Below are 17778 nucleotides of genomic sequence, written 5' to 3'. Positions count from 1 at the left end.
CGAGGCGCCGGCCCGGCGCACCGTCATAGGCTGCCGTCCATGCAGGCGGATCCGGGGCTGAGGCACGCCCTGCTCGACACGGTGCTCGCGGCACTGATCGCGGGGGCGGTGACCCTCGCGGCGTATGCCGGCGGCCCGTCCCCCGGTGTGCCGGACGTGCTGCTGATCGCGGCGGGTTCGCTGGCGCTCGCCGGCCACCGGCGCGCACCCCGTACCGTCCTCGTCGTCACCACGCTCTGCATGACCGGCTACGTCGTCCATGACCGGCCCGGTTCCTGGGCGGCCTTCCCGGTGCTCGTCGCCGTGCATGCGGCGGCGCGAGGGGGACGGCGCAGGGCGGGTGTGGTGGCGGGCGCGTTGTTCCTGGCGGTCTTCTTCGCCGCCGACACCGCCGGTTCCCCCGAGGGCAGCGTCGAACGCTCGCTGCTGCTGCTCGGCTGGTTCCTGTGCGCCGGGGTGACCGGTCTGATCGACAAGAACTGGCAGGCGTATCTGCGCCAGACCGAACAGCGGGCCCTCGAGGCCGAACGCGGCAGGGAGGAAGCCGCGCTGCGCAGGGCAGGGGAGGAACGGCTGCGGATCGCCCGGGAGTTGCACGATACGCTCACCCATTCCATCTCGATCGTCAAACTCCAGGCGGGGGTCGCCGTGCACCTGGCCCGCAAACGGGGCGAGGACGTGCCGCCCGCGCTGCTCGCCATCCAGGAGGCGAGCGGGGAGGCCATGCGGGAGCTGCGCTCGACACTCGAGGTCCTGCGGACGGAGGAACGCGAGCCGGCCGCCGGCCTCGTGCGCGTCGGCGAACTCGCCGGCCGCGCCCGGGCGGCCGGTATCCCGGTCTCCGTGACCGTCATCGGCGAGCAGCGTGAGCTGCGGCCCGACGTGGACCGCGCGGCCTACCGGATCGTGCAGGAGGCGCTGACCAACGTGGCCCGGCACGCCGACCGGGCCCCGACCGGGATCCGCCTCGACTACGGCGCCGACGAGGTGGCCGTCACCGTCGAGGACGACGGCCCCGCCGCACCCGGCGGGCCCGTCGTGCCGGGCACCGGCCTGACCGGCATGCGGGAACGGGTCACCGCCCTCGGCGGCACGCTGGACACGGCGCCACGGCCGTGCGGCGGCTTTTCGGTGCACGCCCGTATCCCGCTTCAGGGGCGCCGGGCGTATCCCGACGAGCGGGCCGGCCTCGCGGACCGCGCCGGTCCGGCGGAGGCGGCGGACCCTGCCGCCGTGGAGGCGCTGTGATCCGGGTCCTGATCGTGGACGACCAGGCGCTCATGCGGGCCGGCTTCCGTGCCCTGCTCGACGCGGAGGACGGCATCGAGGTCGTGGCCGAGGCCGCGGACGGCCGCCAAGGCCTCGAGCAGGCCCGTCGCCATGTCCCGGACGTCGCCCTGGTCGATGTGCAGATGCCGGTGATGACGGGGATCGAGACCACGCGGCACATCGCCGCCGACCCGCTCCTCGCGGACGTGCACGTCGTGATCCTCACCAACTACGGTCTCGACGAGTACGTCTTCGAAGCGCTGCGCGCGGGGGCCGCGGGCTTCCTGCTCAAGGACACCGAGCCCGCCGAACTGCTGCACGCCGTACGCGTCGCCGCCCGGGGTGACGCGCTGCTGTCGCCCGCCGTCACCCGTCGTCTGATCGGTGAGTTCGTGGCGCGGCCGCCGGACCGGTCCACCGCCCCCGGCATGGAGAACCTCACCCGGCGGGAACGGGAGGTGACCGCGCTGGCGGCCCGTGGACTGACCAACGAGGAGATTGCCGCCCACATGGTGATCAGCCCCTTCACCGCCAAGACCCACATCAGCCGGGCGATGACCAAGCTCGGCGCCAGGGACCGCGCCCAGCTGGTGGTGTTCGCGTACGAATCGGGGCTGGTGGAACCGCGCGACCCGCTGCGCTGAGAACTGCGGCTCCCGGATCGCCCATCGCCAATTCGTTTACAGGTGTAATACTTGCTAAATTGAATGGGTGAGCGATACAACCATCCCCCTCCGGAGGTCGCTGACCCCTCCGCTCCCCGTCACCGCCGCACTGCGCCTCGCCCAGCCCTCCGACCAGTGGTTCAAACCGGCCCTGAGCGTCGTCTGCGCGGCGCTGGTGCCGAACCTGACCCTCCTCGCCCTCGGGCGGCTCGATCTGGTCATGTACACCATGGCCGGATCGGTCTGCGCCCTCTACGGCCACAGCCTCCCGTACGCCCGCCGGGCCGGGACCGTCGCCCGCGTGGTGCTCGGCATGGTCGCGGGCCTGGCCGTCTCCCTGGTCACGGCCTCGCTCACCGGCTCGGTGGCCGTGCTCGTCGCCGTCGGCGCCCTGATCGCGGCCGTGCAGAAAATGCTCTGCGACGCCGGCCGGATCGGGCCGCCCGGCAACGTGATCTTCACCTTCGTCGCCACGGCCGCCCTGTTCGTGCCGCAGCGGTTCACCCAGGTCCCCGGCCATCTCGCACTGGCCCTCGGCGCCGGAACCATCGCCTGGCTGGTCACCGCGGGCCCCGCCCTCCTACGGAGGGAGGGCCCCGAACGGCGTGCCACCGCCCGCGCACTGGACGCCGCGGCCGCCTGCGCGGCCGACCCCGGCCACCGCAGCCGGCACACCGCGGCGGCGGCCGTGCACGCCGCCCGGCAGACCCTCCTCGACGCCGGCCGCCCCACCCCCGTACGCCGACAGCTCGACCACCTGCTCCTGCACGCGGAGGCCGCCCTCACCGGCGGGGCGGTCGCCGAGGGCCGGGCGGACACCGACCGTGCAGCCCGGCTGCGCGCCTGGGCCGCCCTCACCCGAGCCCGGGGACCCGTACCCGATGTGCCGCCGACCCCCGGCGGAACGGCCGAGGCGCCAGGCGTCGACGCCTGGCGGGCCGCGCGGCGGGCCCGTCGCCGCGCGGCCCGCCACACCCTGCTGCGCGGCCTCGGCCCACGCTCACCGCACATGCCCATCGCCCTGCGCACCCTCGTCGGCTGCGCGCTCGCCGGCTACGCCGCCGTCGCGCTGGGCGTCGACCGGCCGTACTGGGCCGTCGTCACCGCGGCCTCCGTCTTCCAGGTCAACGTGACCCTCAGCTGGAACCGGGCCCTGCAGCGCACCCTCGGCAACCTGCTCGGCGTCCTCGCCTTCGCCGCCGTCGTCCCGCTGATCAGGACCGGACCGGCGGCCCTCCTCGGGTGCCTGCTGTTCTTCAGCTTCGGTGCGGAAGCGCTGATCACCCGCAACTACTGGCTCGGCTCCGTCGCCGTCACACCGATGGCGCTCCTCCTCGTCGAGGCGGGCGGCGCACACCCGGCGGGCACACTCATCGGCGACCGGGTGCTGGACACCCTGATCGGCGTCGCCCTGGGACTCCTCGCCGCCGTCGCCGTCACCAACCGCCGGGCGGCCGGCCGGGTGGAGAGGGCACTTGCCGCCGCCGCGGTCGCCCGTGCCGCCGCGGAGCTGACCCTCGCAGGACCGGCCCCCTCCGTTGCCGCCCTCGACGCCGACGCCCGCCGGCTGGCCGCCGCCCTCGTGGACCTGCGCGACGCACAGGACGCCGCGGCGGGCGAATGGTGGCAGCGGACCCTCCCGGAGGAAGAGGTCCTCGAGGCCGAGCGGGCAGGACACCGTACGCTCGCGGCGACAGCACAACGGCGTGGGCTGCACGGCCCCGCCCCCACGATCGGAGCGGTGTGACCGACGACATCGTCGCCTCGGTGGTACGGCAGTGGCAGGCAGTGCACCCCGGCCTGGACACCGGGCCCATGGAACTCATCGGCCGCATCAACCGCTGCGCCGCGCTCCTGCAACAGGCGGAGGACGCGCCGCTGCGCTCGGCAGGGCTCACCCGGGCCGAGTTCGACCTGCTCGGCGCGGTCCGCCGCAACGCCCGCGAGCTCACCCCCGGCGAGCTTGCCCGCGAGACGTTCTCTTCCGGGGCCGCCGTCACCAAACGGCTGCGCGCACTCCAGGAACGCGGCCTGATCGACCGCCGCGGCGACGACCGGGACCGGCGCGTCGCCCATGTCCGGCTCACCGACGACGGGCGCACACTGGTCGACCGGCTGCTGCCGGAGCAGCTCGCGTACGAGAGCGCCGTCCTCTCCGGCCTCGACGAACCGGCACGTGCAGGCCTCGCCGCACACCTCAGTGACCTGCTGGTCCAGCTGGAGGGCCGCCTCGGCACGCCCCGGCGCTGACCTGGGCCCCGCGCGCGGAGCGGCCGAGAATCGGCGATGTCCTTAACCTGAAAGGGTGAACGTCGCGCGCCGGGCCGCCGCGCCCGTCCTGGCCCTCGGGCTCACACTCGGCGCCGTGCCCGCTCAAGGTGCCACGGCCGCCGCCCCGGGGCTGAGGGCCACCGTCAGCGACGTTCCCCCGTCCAAACTCGGCGCGAGCTACGAACCGGGCTGCCCGGTGCCGCCGTCCCGGCTGCGGCTGCTCACCATGAACCACTGGGGTTTCGACGGCCGTGTCCACCGCGGAGAGCTGATCGTCCATCAGGACGAGGTCCGGCCCGTGCTGCACGTCTTCGAGAAGGCCTTCGAGGAACGCTTCCCCATCCGCCGTATGCGGGTCATGGGCGAGTACGGCGGCGACGACACCAAGGCGATGGCGGCCGACAACACCTCCGCCTTCAACTGCCGCCGGGTGACGGGCGACGCCCGCAACCTGTCGCGCCACTCCTTCGGGGACGCGGTCGACATCAACCCCGCGGAGAACCCGTACGTCGACCGCTCGGGACGGGTGCACCCGCCGGGCGCGGAGGACCACCTCGACCGTGACCGTCCCGCCGAAGGCGTGATCACTCCGGGCGACGCCGTCACCACGGCGATGGACGATGCCGGCTGGGAGTGGGGCGGCCGCTGGTCGCCCCCGGACTACCACCACTTCTCCGCCGACGGCACCTGACCGGGCGGCCCGGCGGTGCCGGGCCCGGGACGGTGGCTCCGCCTACGCGAGCGGATCGGTGACCTTCGCCGGGGAGAGCAGGTCGAGTGAGAGGTCCCAGAGGCGGACGGCCAGGTCGGTACGGCGCGCGGTGCGGCTCGGCGTCTCATGGACGGCCGCGCCCGACACGAGCCGCCGGGGACCGTAGAGGGCGCCGTTGACCGCGGCCGGGTCGGTCGCGGCGCGCAGGGTGGGCCAGGCCCCGGCGGCGGAGGGCTGCGCGGCGAGCCTGTCGGCGACGGAGAGGAGCCGTGCCTGGATTCCGGTGTCCTTGCCGAGTTCGGTGGCGGCGTACCCGGGGTGGGCTGCCAGGGACAGGGCGCCGCGGCCCTCGTTGCGCCTGGCGAGCTCGGCGGTGAAGAGCATGTTCGCCAGCTTGGACTGGAAGTATGCCGTCCAGCGGTTGTAGCGGCCGCGGCGGAAGTTCGGGTCGTCCAGCCGGATCCGGCCCGGACGGTGTCCCATGCTGGTGAGGGTGACGACTCGGGCGCCCGGCGTCGCGTTGAGTCGGGGGAGCAGGCGGAGCGTCAGAGCCATGTGGCCGAGATGATTGACGCCGAACTGGGTCTCGAAGCTGTCGGCGGTGACGGACCGGGGGACCGCCATCAGGCCCGCGTTGTTGATCAGCAGGTCGATCCGGCCGTCCGGCAGTCCGTCGGCGAAGTCGGCGATCGACCCCTGGTCCGCCAGGTCGAGGGACGCCGTGCGGAGGCGGCCGGGGTCGACTCCGCGGTCGATGAGCCCTTGGCGGGCAGCGGCGGCCTTGTCCTGGTTGCGGCAGGCCATCACAACGGTGGCGCCCCGCTGGGCGAGCACGCGTGTCGTGTCGAGGCCCAGCCCGGTATTGGCTCCGGTCACCACGGCGAGGGTCCCCTCGGTGACGGGGGGCACGTCTTCTTCTGTCCAGCCGGTCATGGCACATCTCCCCTAACATGAACATCGGTTCACCATTTATAGTGAACCTGGGTTCATCTTTGGTCAAGTGGAGACGAGGAGCGGCCATGGTCCGCGCCGATTCGGCACGCAATCGGAAGAGCATCCTGGACGCCGCGGGGACGCTGCTCGCCGAGCAGGGCGACGGGGTCGGGATGGACGAGATCGCCGCAGCGGCCGGAGTGGCAGTGGGGACGCTCTACCGCCACTTCCCCACCAAGGCGGACCTGATCGCCGCGGCGCTGGCCGAACTCACGGAGCGGCTCGTCGCCGACGTCCGGACAGCGGCGGACCGGGTCGACGACGGCGCCGACCCGGTCGCGGAACTGCGTGGGCTCCTCGAATGGCTCATCCGGAAGCCTGCCTCCGACAAGGCGATCAAGGCGGCGGCCACCGGCCTGGCGGCGGACGCCCTTCAGGAGATGGAGAGCCGCGGCTTCGCCGAGCTCGACCGCATCACCGCCGTGGCCCACGCCCGCGGACTTCTCCGCCCCGACATCACCACGGCGGACTTCGCCCTCATTGCCGCGACCGCGCCCGACGACTCGCTGCCGGAGGCGGCCCGCGACCGCTGGATCGAGCTGGCGCTCCGTTCCGTCCTGGCCTGAGGCAGCCCGACCGGCCGCCCGGGCTCGTGCACGCACGGACCCGACCGCGGTCGGCGGCGTGTGCCGCGCGACCGCGACCGGACGGTACTCACATGAGGCGGAGCGCCGGGGACCACGTCATCGTCGACGCGTGACCGCAGGGCGCGGGCGCATGCGGAGGAGCACCACACCCACGATCAGCAGCACGGCTCCGGCGGCCGACGGCCACAACTGGGCGCCGGTCTCGGCCAGCCCGCCCTCCACGGCCTGCGGATCGGCGTCACCGTTCGGCACCGGGACGTTCGACCCGCCCGCCGCGGGTGCGGAGGCAGCTGTCCCGGCCGGGGCCTGCGGACTCTGCCGGTCGGCAGCGGTGGCCGGCGCGCTCTGCGCGGGCGCGCGTGGGCCGGCCTGGTCGGCGGGGGCGGCCGGCGGGGCGGGTGCCTCTGCCGCTTCGGGCCGTGCTCGGTCCGCGTCGGATGTTCCGGGCGCCTGCTCCGCCTCGGCCGTGGGCCTCGCGGCGGGCTGCTCAGCTGCGGGCTGCTCCACGGCGGGCTGCCGGGTCGCGGGCGTCGCCGGGTGCGTCGCAGGCTCATCGCCCGCCGGGGGTACCGGCGCCGGATCGGCGGTGGGCGCGGCCGGACGCGCGGGGGCTTCCGGCTTCGCCTGCGCGGGGGCTTCCGGCTTCGGCTCCGCGGGAGCGGGCGCCGGCGAGCCGGTCGGGGCGGCGGTGGCCGTCGCCGGGGCGTCCTTCGGCTCCGGGCCGTCGCCGCCCGGTGCCTGCGCCGGATCGCCGGTGCCACAGCGGCGCCCCTCGTTGAGACAGCTCACCAACTCCCGCATGAGCTCCTCGTCGAAGACGTTGATGAAGTCACCGTGGTCGGTGATCGGCTTGTGCAACTGCTCCGGGAACGAGTCGAGCGCGAAGACGACGGCGTCCGCGCCCTCGAAGACAGGTGGCGGCACGTCGTAGACGATCCGCTGGACGAGCTGGGGAATGGGGAGGAAACCGCCCGGGCAACGGCCGCTCGCGTCCGTGAAGGCCACATGGGTGCGGTGGTTGGCGCTGTCGGCGTTCCGGCCGTCCCAGCAGCTCTGGAACTTGAAACTGCGCACCACCTTGCTGCCCTGGGGACAGACGGGGTACTTGTCCTTCAGCTGCCGGTCCTCGAAGCCGGTGCAGCTCCAGGAGGCGTTGGCGTTCGCATTGCCGTTGACGAAGGCCTTCGCGTCCCCGGTGATGATCCGCAGGAAGCGCGGCATGGCGGTGACCTTGCCGCGCGGGTTGCCGACGAAGTCGAGCGTCACCTGTGACGGGGTCAGGATCTCGCCGACGTTCTGGTCCTTGCCGCCGCCGTCCGCCTGGGCGTCGTTCTCCGCCTGACCGTTCTGGAGCCGCAGCACGGGCCAGTAGTAGGTGGACCGGTCGCCCTGGTCGCGGCACGTCGTCGCGCCCGCCGCGAGATCCTCGTCCGATGCGAACGCGTCGTTGGCCTGGTTGCCCACGTAGTCGTGCATGTGGTGGGCGCCGTTGCTCACTCCCGGAGCGACGATGACGTTGTCCGGATTGAACTTGCCGTTCGCGTTGACCCCGCAGTCCGTGGTGAAAGTGCCGCGGGAGGCGCCGCGCAGTCGCGGGGGATCCTGCACGTTCGGGGACACGGTGCGGATGTCGGCGAAGTCGGACGCCTCGGGGCCGTTGCCCGCCTGGCCGCCGCTGCCTCCCTGCCCGCCGCCGTCCTGCCCGGCGTCGCCTCCCGCGTCACCGCCCGGGCCGCCCCCGTTCCCGCCGTCCGCGTCATCGGTCTGCAGGGTGCAGGGAGCCAGCGCACGCAGGTCCTGCGGCCGTTGCCCGGTGATCCGGCCGATGGCTTCCGCGATGCGGTCGATGCCCGCTTCCCGCTTGCTCCGGAGAGGCCCGAGGATCGCGTTCTGCGCGAACTGCGGATCCCGTTCGATCTGTTCCTTCTCGTCGGCGAACCGCTGGTAGGCCTCGGTGATCCCACTGTCCATCGTCGCCAGCTCGCGGTCGACCTCCGCCCTGGCCGCTTCCGGCACCTCCGGCAGCCCGTTCGCCACCTCCGGGCACTTGACGGTCGCCGGGACCGGTCCGGCGCCCAGGGTCCCCGGCTGTGCCTGGCCGGCCCCGCCCGGCCAGGGCCCTGTCCCTCACCGGCGGCGGCATAGGAGTTGACCGCGATGAGACCGCCGCCGGCGAGGATGAGGGCGATCGAGGCGGCAGCCGTGCGTCTGCCTGCTCTCGGACGTCTTCGCGTTGTTCGTCCCATGGAGAACTCCATCTGCTGCATGGCCAAGTGGGCATGACGGTGTCCGGAAAGGGGCACGTCCAGTTCCATACGCGCGGGAGGGGCGACGTGTTCAACGCCGCCGCGAACCGCGAGTCCGACCAGGGCGGTTGCGACCGATCCGGACGAACACGAGGTGAGAGGGCGATATGTTCACGACCCGGCCGACGCTCCAGGGCACCTTCGGGATGGTGTCCTCCACGCACTGGCTCGCCTCGCAGTCCGCGACGGCCGTGCTCGAGCGCGGCGGCAACGCCTACGACGCCGCCGTCGCCGCCGGGTTCGTGCTTCACGTCGTCGAGCCGCATCTGTGCGGGCCGGCCGGCGAGGTGCCGGTCATCGTCGCCCCGGCCGGCGGCGAGGTACGCGTGTTGTGCGGCCAGGGCGTCGCGCCCGCCGGGGCCACCGTCGCGCACTACCGCTCGTTGGGCCTCGACCTCGTCCCAGGGACGGGTCCGCTGGCCGCCGCCGTGCCGGGCGCGTTCGACGCGTGGATGGTCCTCCTGCGTGACCACGGCACCAAAGCTCTTGCCGAGGTGCTGAGTTACGCCATCGGCTACGCCGAGCACGGGCACCCTCCCGTCGAACGGCTCTGCGAGACGGTGGAGACCGTACGCGGGCTCTTCGAGACCGAATGGACCTCGTCCGCCGCGGTGTACCTGCCCGGCGGGCAGCCCCCGTCCCCGGCACGCTGTTCCGCAACCCCTCGCTCGCCGCCACCTGGCGGCGGCTGATCGCGGAGGCGGAAGCGGCCGCGTCCGACCGGGTCGGGCAGATCGAGGCCGCGCGGGAGGTGTGGCGCGCCGGCTTCGTCGCCGAGGCGCTCGTCCGACAGTCCGGGCGGCCCACCATGGACACCAGCGGCACCCGCCACGCCGGCACCCTCACGGCGGCGGACCTGGCCGGCTGGTCGGCCACGTACGAGGCACCGGTCACTTTCGACTGGAACGGCTGGACCCTGTGCAAGGCGGGCGGGTGGAGCCAGGGGCCGGCATTCCTCCAGCAGCTGGCCCTGCTGCCCCCGAACTGCCCGCCTACGGCTCCGCCGAGTACGTCCACCTGCTCGTCGAGGGCTGCAAACTGGCGATGGCGGACCGGGAGGCCTGGTACGGCGACGCGGCCGCGGTCCCCCTCCGCGATCTGCTGTCCGAGCCCTACAACAGGGCCCGCCGCGCGCTCGTCGGCGACAAGGCCTCCTACGACCTGCGGCCCGGCAGCCCCGGCGGCCGCATCCCCGTCATGAGCCCCCGCGCCGCCGACGTGCTGGGCGACGGCCCAGGCGCCGGCGCACCGGGTGCGGGGGAGCCGACCGTGGCACGGGACGGCGCGGTCCAGGGCGACACCTGCCATCTCGACATCGTCGACCGCTGGGGCAACATGGTCGCGGCCACCCCCAGCGGGGGCTGGCTCCAATCCAATCCCGTCGTGCCGGAGCTGGGCTTCCCCCTCGGCACGCGCCTCCAGATGACCTGGCTCGAGCCGGGCCTGCCGAACTCCCTCACCCCCGGCCGCCGCCCGCGCACCACCCTGACACCCACGCTGGCGCTGCGCGACGGCGTGCCCGTGATGGCGTTCGGCACCCCCGGCGGTGACCAGCAGGACCAGTGGCAGCTCCACTTCTTCCTCGCCGTCGCGCTGCGGCCGGCGGTCCGCGGCGGCTACGACCTCCAGGGCGCCGTCGATGCTCCCAACTGGCACAACGACGCCTTTCCCGGCTCGTTCCATCCGCGCGGCATGCGGCCCGGCAGCCTCACCGTCGAGTCCCGCACGCCCCCGGAGGTGATCGCCGGGCTGCGTGAGCGCGGACACGACGTCACCGTCGGCGGGCCCTGGTCGGAGGGCAGGCTCTGCGTGGTGGCACGCGACCCTCGCACCGGAGTGCTCTCCGCCGCGGCGAACCCCAGGGGAATGCAGGGTTACGCGGTGGGACGCTGAACGCCTCCCTCGATGTCGGCCGGGCATGATTGTCTGGAGACATGATCGATGACTTTCTGACCGGGGACCTGTCCGATGTCGAGGAGGCGGTCCGCAAGGCGGCGGCCGCGGAGATCGTGCCGCGCTACCGCCGGCTCGCCGCGCACGAGGTCGACGAGAAGACCGGCCCGCACGACCTCGTCACGATCGCCGACCGCAGCGCGGAGGAGCACCTCACGGCCTCGCTCACCGCGCTCGTGCCGGGCTCCGTGGTCGTCGGCGAGGAGGCCGTGCACGCGGACCCGGCGGTCGCCGACGCACTGCACGGCGATGCGCCCGTGTGGATCGTCGACCCGGTCGACGGCACTCGCCAGTTCGTGCGCGGCGAGCCGGGGTTCTGCACGCTCGTCGCGCTCGCCGTGCGCGGTGAGGTGCTCGCGTCCTGGACGTACGCGCCGGTGCTCGACGAGTTCGCCGTCGCCGTGCGCGGCGGCGGCGCCCGGCTCAACGGCGCGCCGTTGACATCCGGTTCGCCCGTTCCGGGCTCGGTGCTGCGGGTCGCGATGTCCCATCCGGACTACACGACTCCGGAGCAGAAGCTTGCGCTGCTCGGGCTCGCCGAGCCCGGCGTCGAAGCCAGACCGTGCGGCTCGGCGGGACTCGAGTACCTGGGCGTCGCACGTGGCGACCTGGACGCGGTGGCCTTCTCCTGGGAGCTCGCGTGGGACCACGCTGCCGGTCTGCTCCTGGTGACGGAGGCGGGCGGTGCGCATCTCACCGTCGCCGGTGAGCCCTTCCGCATCACGGGCCCCAACGTCCTCCCGTTCACGGCGGCCCGCGACGAGGCCACGGCCCGCCGGATCCGCGAACTCCTGACCTGACACGGCGGATCGCGACCCCTGGACCTCCGCACCGCACCGCCCCGCCCGGCCGGCCCGGTCCGGGACGGGGCACGCCCCGGCGGGGACCGTCGGGGCTGCGCAGCGTCGTGGTCCGGTCCCGGTCGCCCGCGCGCTGGGCGACCCGTCGCCCCCGCCCGCTGACGCGGGGCCTGCCGGGCCGGCCGCCCCCTGGTGGCTTCTGCCCGCGTCGGGTCGCAGGGTCGGCCGACGCCTGAGACCGCCTGTCTGCGGGCGGCCGCAAGGCCGACGCCGCTCATGTACGTTGCGCCGGTGGCCGGCCCGGCTCCGAAGCGCGCCCCCTGCGCGGCCCGCGAGCGCGCCCGATCGTAAGGCGCGGCGTGCCGCCGTCGGCCGGGCCGTCTCAGGACGGGCTGTCTGCTGTCAGCAGGGTCCTGGTCTCCCGGACCAGCGTGCCCGCAGACGCCACCGCGGCCGTGCCCAGGCCGGTCAGCGCCGCGGCCACACGGGCGGCGAAGTCCGCGGGCACGCCAGGGAGCGCCGCGGCCGCCCTCAGCGCGCCCTTCTCGTTGAGGCACCACACCCGGTGGTGGGCGTGCACGGCCTGGACCAGCACACCGAACGAACGTGACAGGCACAGCGCCACATGCAGCGTGTCCGCCGCCCCCGCCGACTTCGCCGCGGCGGCCACCGAGAAGTCCGCCTCCCACGCCGCGTCGACCAGCGCGCGGCGCAACGGCTCCGGATACTCCTGCGTCCGCTCCCGCAACGACGTCAACTCGCCCGCCGGGTCGGCCAGTACGCGGCACAGCGCGACCTCGCCCACGTACGCGGGCGACCAGAAGCCCAGCGGGTGCCCGGGCTGGATGCCCGTCTCGAACCGCCCGGCCCGGCAGTCGGCCCAAACCCGTTCGACCCGGTCCAGGTCCCGCAGGATCCAGTCCACCGGCACGCCGTTCACCGAGAGCCATGCGCCGCCGTTCACCCACGGCCCCCAGCCGCCGGGCCCGGCGACCTCCACGGGCTCTCCCGTCACGTCCGACGCCAGCGCCACCAGGGCCGCGACATCGACCTCGCCCCGGTAGTAGACGCCGAGGTCCCAGTCGGAGTCGGGCCGGTGGGTGCCCCGCGCGCGGCTGCCGCCGAGCGCCACAGCCCGCACCCCGGGCACTTCGGCGAGCCGCGCCGCCATGTCCTCGATCATGTTGTTCATCGCGCACGGACGGTACTCCGCCCACGATGGGGGTGCCCGGGAATATCCTTGGGTCTCTTGGCCGTCGGCTGACAAAGGAGTCCGAAGGTGCCGTCGATGCTCGATGCCGTCGTCGTGGGAGCCGGCCCCAACGGGCTGACCGCCGCGGTCGAACTGGCCCGCCGCGGCTTCTCGGTCGCCGTCCACGAAGCCATGGACACCGTCGGTGGCGGTGCCAGGACGGAGGAACTGACCCTTCCCGGCTTCCGTCACGACCCGTGCTCCGCCGTCCACCCGCTCGGCATCGGCTCACCCGCGTTCGGCCGGATGCCGCTCGAGCGGCACGGCCTGACCTGGCTGCACCCCGAACTGCCGCTCGCCCATCCGTTCCCGGACGGAACGGCGGCCGTTCTCAGCCGCTCGGTCGGCGAGAGCGCCATGTCTCTGGGCGCGGCGGACGCCGGCGCGTACCGCCGTCTCCTTGCCCCCTACCTCGGCCACTGGGACAGCATCGCCGCGGACTTCCTGCGCACTCCCTGGGACGGGCTGCCCACCGATCCGTACCGTTACGCACGCTTCGGCCTGGACGCGATCCGGCCCGCGAGCATGCTCGCCCGCCGCTTCCGCGGGGAGAAGGCCCGGGGGCTGCTCGCCGGGCTCGCCGCGCACGCCATCGCCCCCACCAGCGGCATCGCCACGGGAGGCATCGCCCTGCTGTTCGCGCTGGCCGCGCACGAGGTCGGCTGGCCCGTCCCGCGCGGCGGCTCACAGGCCATCGCCGACGCCCTCGCGTCCTACCTGCGCTCCCAGGGCGGCACCATCCACACGGGCGCCGCGGTCCGGCGGCTCGACGAGCTGCCGCCGGCCCGGGCGTACGTCTTCGACACCTCACCGACCGCGCTCGCCAGGATCGCCGGGCTCGGCCAGGCGTACTGGCGCTACCGGTACGGCGCCTCCGCGTTCAAGATCGACTACGCGTTGTCGGGGCCGATGCCGTGGCAGGCCACCGAGGCCAGGGCAGCGGGGACCGTGCACATCGGCCCCACGGCGGCCGAGATCGAGAGCGCCCTCGGCGCGGCGGTCTCCGGCCGCGCCCCCGAGGTCCCGTTCCTCATCACCGCCCAGCCGAGCGTGATCGACCCGACCAGGGCGCCCGAAGGCAAGCACGTCCTGTGGGCGTACGGCCACGTCCCGGCCGGCTGGGAAGGCGACGCGACCGAGGTCGTCGAGCGTCAACTGGAGCGCTTCGCACCGGGCTTCCGCGACCTGGTCCTGGCCCGCGCCGTCGCCGGCCCTCCCGAGATCGCCGCGCGCAACGCCAACTACGTGGGCGGTGACATCGCGTGCGGCGCCTTCTCGGGACTCCAGACCGTCATCCGCCCCAAGCTGGCCCGCGTCCCTTACGCGACCGCCCACCCCGCCGTCTTCATCTGCTCCTCCGCGACCCCGCCCGGCCCCGGCGTCCACGGTATGCCGGGCCACCACGCGGCGAAGGCGGTGTGGCGCCGGCTGCGGCAGCGCTGAGCGGAACGGGGCTGGTCAGCGCGGTAGTGCACGGTTTACGCTGCGGCGCCGACGTGATCACTCCTCGCCGTTCGAGGAGCGGGTCCGGTCGCGTCGCACATGCGGCGGCCTCTGGGGAGTGGCCGCGGGAGGGGAACCACGGCGTGGGCACCACGACGGAGACCGTACAGCCATGCCCCGGGTGCGGGGCCGAGGTCCGGACGGACCACCGCTTCACCGCGTGGTGCGCGGCGTGCGACTGGAACGTCGACCCCCGAGGTCCTGACGAGCAGCACGGTGCGCTGGAGCGGCTGCGGCGCGACCTGGCGCTGCGGCACGGTGAGAAGCTGCTCGCCGAGGTCACGTCCGGGGCCACGCTGAAGCCGCAGGGTGACGCCGCGACCCTCCTCGCGTACGCCCTCTCCCTCGCCGTTCACGGGACCACCGTCGCCCTGCTCGTCACCGGCGTCCTGCTCACCGTGCTCGGATGGGGCACGGCGGCCCCGCTGCTCGGCGTTCTCTCGCTACTGCTGGCCTGGCTCCTGCGGCCCCGGTTCGGCGGACTGCCCGACGATCTGCCGGTGCTGCACAGGGCCGACGCGCCCCAGCTCTTCGCCATGATCGACGAGGTCGCCGACGTCGCCGGCACGGCAGGGGTGCACGCGGTCGTCGTGAGCGACGAGGTCAACGCGAGCGTCACGACGTACGGGATCCGGCAGCGCCGCACGCTGAACATCGGGCTCGGACTCTGGGAGATCCTCACACCCCAGCAGAGGATCGCCCTCCTCGGCCACGAACTCGGCCACTACGCGGGCGGCGACACCCGCCGCAGCCTGATCACCTACAGCGCCCTCCGCTCCCTCGGCCTCTGGCACTTCTTGCTCCGACGCGTGCCGAGCCCGACCATCGGCGAGATGTTCCTCAACGCCGTGTACTTCCTGCCGCGCTGCGCGGTCCTCGGACTGCTCATGCTGCTCGACCAGTTGACACTGCGGGCGGCTCAGCGCGGTGAGTACCTCGCCGACGCCACGGCGGCGAGGGCGGGATCGACGGAGGCAGCCGTCGGGCTGATGGACCGGCTCCTCGTCGCGGACTCCGCCGAATCCGCCCTGCTGCGCGAGTCCAACGCCGGCCAGATGCGGCGGGCCGGGGACAAGTCGTACCTGGAGACATGGCGCGGGCTCTGGGAGCGGCTGGCCGCCCAGATCGAGGCGATCCCCGAGAGCGAGATCGAACGGCAGCGCCGGGCGAGCGCACTGCGCGGCCACACCGTCGACGCCACCCATCCGCCGACACACCTGCGACGCGCCTGCCTGCTCACCGGTGAGCCGCTCACGGCGCGTGTCGTGCCCGACGACGCGCGCCTCGCCTCGGTCGCCGACGAGCTGGCCGGGCCGCGGGAGCGACTCGCGCGCCGGATCGTCAAGGGCGGGCGCCGGGAAGGATGATGGGATCCATGACGCAGAGCGCCCCGACCGTCACCCTCGTCCGCGGTGACATCACCGAGCAGCACGCCGACGCGATCGTCAACGCCGCCAACTCCTCACTGCTCGGCGGCGGGGGAGTCGACGGCGCCATCCACCGCAGAGGCGGCCCCGAGATCCTCGCCGAGTGCCGGGCCCTGCGTGCCTCCCACTACGGCAAGGGGCTCGCGACCGGGCAGGCCGTCGCCACCACGGCCGGACGTCTCGACGCGGAACACGTCATCCACACCGTCGGGCCGGTCCACAGCGCCTCCGAGGACCGCTCGGCGCTGCTCGCCTCCTGCTACCACGAGTCGCTGCGCGTCGCGGCGGAGCTGGGCGCGCGGACCGTGGCGTTCCCGGCGATCTCCACGGGCATCTACGGGTGGCCCATCGACGACGGCGCGCGGATCGCCGTCCGCACCGTCCGCGAGGCCGCCGTGACGCCGGTCGAAGAAGTGCGGTTCGTCCTGTTCGACGACAGCGCCTACGCGGCCTTCGCATCCGCCCTCGAATCTCCCGTCTGAGCCGCGCCGAGGCCCAGGCAGCCGGACGCTGATGTCGGATTCCTGCCAGCCACCTGTCCCCGGCACCCGCCATCCTTGAGTCATGCACACCGACACCGAGCGTTGCGTGCGCGCCGTCCGTTCCAAGGACGCGCGGTTCGACGGATGGTTCTTCACCGCCGTGCTGACCACCCGGATCTACTGCCGTCCCAGTTGCCCGGTGGTGCCGCCGAAGGCCGAGAACATGGTCTTCTACCCGAGCGCCGCCGCCTGCCAGCAGGCCGGCTTCCGGGCGTGCAAACGCTGCCGACCCGACACCAGCCCCGGCTCGCCCGAATGGAACGCCCGCGCCGACGCCGTCGCACGGGCCGTCCGGCTCATCCAGGACGGGGTCGTCGACCGTGAGGGAGTGCCCGGCCTGGCGGCCCGGCTCGGATATTCGACCCGGCAGGTCGAGCGCCAGCTGCTCGCCGAGCTCGGCGCGGGGCCGCTCGCCCTGGCCCGGGCGCAGCGCGCGCAGACGGCACGGCTGCTCATCGAGACGACGCCGCTGCCGATGGCGGAGGTCGCCTTCGCGGCGGGCTTCTCCTCGATCCGCACGTTCAACGACACCGTCCGCGAAGTTTTCGCGCTCTCCCCGGGCGAGCTGCGGGCGAGGGCCGGCCGCGGTCGTTCTGCTCCCGCGCCGACGCCCGGCGTGATCGCCCTCCGGCTCCCGTACCGCGCACCGCTCGAGCCCGGCAACCTCTTCGGGCACCTCGCGGCGACCGGCGTGCCCGGCGTGGAGGAGTGGCGGGACGGCGCTTACCGGCGCACACTCTCGCTCCCGTACGGGCACGGCATCGTCGCCCTCACCCCGCATCCCGACCACATCGCCTGCCGGCTGTCGCTGACCGACCCGCGCGATCTCACCATCGCGATCAGCCGATGCCGCTGGATGCTCGACCTCGACGCCGACCCGGTCGCCGTGGACGAGCAGTTGCGCGACGATCCGTTGCTGGCGCCGCTGGTCGGCAAGGCACCCGGCCGGCGCGTGCCGCGCACGGTCGACGCGGCCGAGTTCGCCGTACGGGCCGTGCTCGGCCAGCAGGTCTCCACGGCCGCGGCCCGCACCCACGCGGGGCGCCTCGTCCGGGCGCACGGCGTGCCCGTGGAGGACCCGGAAGGCGGCCTGACACACCTTTTCCCGGTGCCGGAGGCGCTGGCTGCGCTCGACCCGGAGGCCCTGGCGCTGCCCCGCAGCCGCCGGACGACCCTCACCACGCTCGTCACCGCCCTCGCCGACGGCACGCTGAAGCTCGACCCCGGAAGCGACTGGGACAAGGCGCGCGCCCAGCTCGCCGGCCTGCCCGGCTTCGGACCGTGGACCGTGGAGGTCATCGCAATGCGCGCCCTCGGCGATCCCGACGCCTTCCTGCCCACCGACCTCGGCATGCGCCGCGCCGCCGCCGCACTCGGCCTGCCGTCCACGCCTGCCGCGCTCACCGCACGCGCGGCCGCCTGGCGGCCGTGGCGGGCCTACGCGGTCCAGTACCTGTGGGCGTCGGACGACCACCCCATCAACCACCTTCCCGCGTAA

General features: G+C 73.9%; 14 protein-coding genes and 1 pseudogene. 12 read left to right on the top strand and 3 right to left on the bottom strand.

Annotated features, from left to right (window positions below; all coding sequences use genetic code 11):
• Positions 1–39: 39 nt before the first annotated feature.
• From GLX30_RS06420 to GLX30_RS06400, 5 genes are all read left to right on the top strand, one after another.
• A complete protein-coding gene (locus tag GLX30_RS06420) occupies positions 40–1248 on the top strand; it encodes a sensor histidine kinase (RefSeq protein ID WP_159684635.1) in 1209 nt (402 codons plus the stop codon).
• A complete protein-coding gene (locus GLX30_RS06415) occupies positions 1245–1913 on the top strand; it encodes a response regulator transcription factor (protein ID WP_159684633.1) in 669 nt (222 codons plus the stop codon). Before GLX30_RS06420 ends, GLX30_RS06415 begins: the two co-directional genes overlap by 4 nt.
• Before the next feature lie 67 nt (positions 1914–1980).
• A complete protein-coding gene (locus GLX30_RS06410; protein ID WP_159684630.1) occupies positions 1981–3681 on the top strand; it encodes an FUSC family protein in 1701 nt (566 codons plus the stop codon).
• On the top strand, positions 3678–4184 hold the full coding sequence (locus tag GLX30_RS06405) for a MarR family transcriptional regulator (RefSeq protein ID WP_159684627.1): 507 nt from the start codon (positions 3678–3680) through the stop codon (positions 4182–4184). The genes GLX30_RS06410 and GLX30_RS06405 overlap by 4 nt, the downstream gene beginning before the upstream one ends.
• A gap of 55 nt (positions 4185–4239) precedes the next feature.
• Positions 4240–4896 (top strand): M15 family metallopeptidase, encoded by a 657-nt coding sequence (locus GLX30_RS06400; RefSeq protein ID WP_159684624.1) that lies wholly within the window; start codon positions 4240–4242, stop codon positions 4894–4896.
• Between the two features lie 42 nt (positions 4897–4938).
• On the opposite strand, the gene GLX30_RS06395 is transcribed toward GLX30_RS06400, so the two are convergent.
• Positions 4939–5850 carry an oxidoreductase gene (locus GLX30_RS06395; protein WP_159684622.1) on the bottom strand — a complete coding sequence of 304 codons (912 nt, stop codon included), beginning with the start codon at positions 5848–5850 and terminating at the stop codon, positions 4939–4941.
• An 86-nt stretch (positions 5851–5936) separates the two neighbouring features.
• Between GLX30_RS06395 and GLX30_RS06390 the strand changes: the two genes are divergently transcribed.
• Entirely contained in the window at positions 5937–6476 is a 540-nt protein-coding gene (locus GLX30_RS06390; RefSeq protein ID WP_159684619.1) for a TetR/AcrR family transcriptional regulator, read from the top strand.
• A gap of 117 nt (positions 6477–6593) precedes the next feature.
• Here the strand turns inward: GLX30_RS06390 and GLX30_RS35855 are convergent, their stop codons facing one another.
• A complete protein-coding gene (locus tag GLX30_RS35855) occupies positions 6594–8534 on the bottom strand; it encodes a DUF1996 domain-containing protein (protein WP_279632571.1) in 1941 nt (646 codons plus the stop codon).
• A 376-nt stretch (positions 8535–8910) separates the two neighbouring features.
• Between GLX30_RS35855 and GLX30_RS06380 the strand changes: the two are divergent.
• Together GLX30_RS06380 and GLX30_RS06375 are read left to right on the top strand one after the other, a co-directional pair.
• Positions 8911–10696, top strand: a pseudogene (locus GLX30_RS06380) (gamma-glutamyltransferase).
• A gap of 41 nt (positions 10697–10737) precedes the next feature.
• Positions 10738–11556, top strand: coding sequence for an inositol monophosphatase family protein (locus GLX30_RS06375; protein ID WP_159684616.1), 819 nt, complete (start codon positions 10738–10740; stop codon positions 11554–11556).
• A 382-nt stretch (positions 11557–11938) separates the two neighbouring features.
• Here the strand turns inward: GLX30_RS06375 and GLX30_RS06370 are convergent, their stop codons facing one another.
• The gene (locus tag GLX30_RS06370) at positions 11939–12748 is read right to left on the bottom strand and encodes a nucleotidyltransferase domain-containing protein (protein ID WP_159684613.1); all 810 of its coding nucleotides are present in this window, start codon (positions 12746–12748) and stop codon (positions 11939–11941) included.
• An 87-nt stretch (positions 12749–12835) separates the two neighbouring features.
• Here GLX30_RS06370 and GLX30_RS06365 point away from each other — a divergent pair, with 87 nt between their 5' ends.
• The 4 genes from GLX30_RS06365 (at position 12836) to GLX30_RS06350 (ending at position 17778) form a co-directional block, all read left to right on the top strand.
• Positions 12836–14251, top strand: coding sequence for an NAD(P)/FAD-dependent oxidoreductase (locus tag GLX30_RS06365; RefSeq protein WP_159684610.1), 1416 nt, complete (start codon positions 12836–12838; stop codon positions 14249–14251).
• A gap of 143 nt (positions 14252–14394) precedes the next feature.
• The gene (locus GLX30_RS06360) at positions 14395–15678 is read left to right on the top strand and encodes a M48 family metallopeptidase (protein WP_159684607.1); all 1284 of its coding nucleotides are present in this window, start codon (positions 14395–14397) and stop codon (positions 15676–15678) included.
• Positions 15679–15686: 8 nt separating this feature from the next.
• The gene (locus tag GLX30_RS06355; RefSeq protein WP_159684604.1) at positions 15687–16220 is read left to right on the top strand and encodes an O-acetyl-ADP-ribose deacetylase; all 534 of its coding nucleotides are present in this window, start codon (positions 15687–15689) and stop codon (positions 16218–16220) included.
• Between the two features lie 82 nt (positions 16221–16302).
• Positions 16303–17778 (top strand): AlkA N-terminal domain-containing protein, encoded by a 1476-nt coding sequence (locus GLX30_RS06350; protein ID WP_159684601.1) that lies wholly within the window; start codon positions 16303–16305, stop codon positions 17776–17778.

The organism is Streptomyces sp. Tu 2975, from assembly GCF_009832925.1.
Classification (GTDB): domain Bacteria; phylum Actinomycetota; class Actinomycetes; order Streptomycetales; family Streptomycetaceae; genus Streptomyces.
The sequence above is the reverse complement of the archived record's forward strand: the minus strand, read 5'-3'. Positions and strand labels throughout refer to the sequence as shown.

Bases quoted from the DNA above. Each gene is read 5' to 3' on its own strand.
- GLX30_RS06420 (WP_159684635.1), top strand. From the start codon at position 40: ATGCAGGCGGATCCGGGGCTGAGGCACGCCCTGCTCGACACGGTGCTC.
- GLX30_RS06395 (WP_159684622.1), bottom strand. From the start codon at position 5,850: ATGACCGGCTGGACAGAAGAAGACGTGCCCCCCGTCACCGAGGGGACC.
- GLX30_RS06375 (WP_159684616.1), top strand. From the start codon at position 10,738: ATGATCGATGACTTTCTGACCGGGGACCTGTCCGATGTCGAGGAGGCG.
- GLX30_RS06390 (WP_159684619.1), top strand. From the start codon at position 5,937: ATGGTCCGCGCCGATTCGGCACGCAATCGGAAGAGCATCCTGGACGCC.
- GLX30_RS06355 (WP_159684604.1), top strand. From the start codon at position 15,687: ATGACGCAGAGCGCCCCGACCGTCACCCTCGTCCGCGGTGACATCACC.
- GLX30_RS06370 (WP_159684613.1), bottom strand. From the start codon at position 12,748: ATGAACAACATGATCGAGGACATGGCGGCGCGGCTCGCCGAAGTGCCC.
- GLX30_RS06350 (WP_159684601.1), top strand. From the start codon at position 16,303: ATGCACACCGACACCGAGCGTTGCGTGCGCGCCGTCCGTTCCAAGGAC.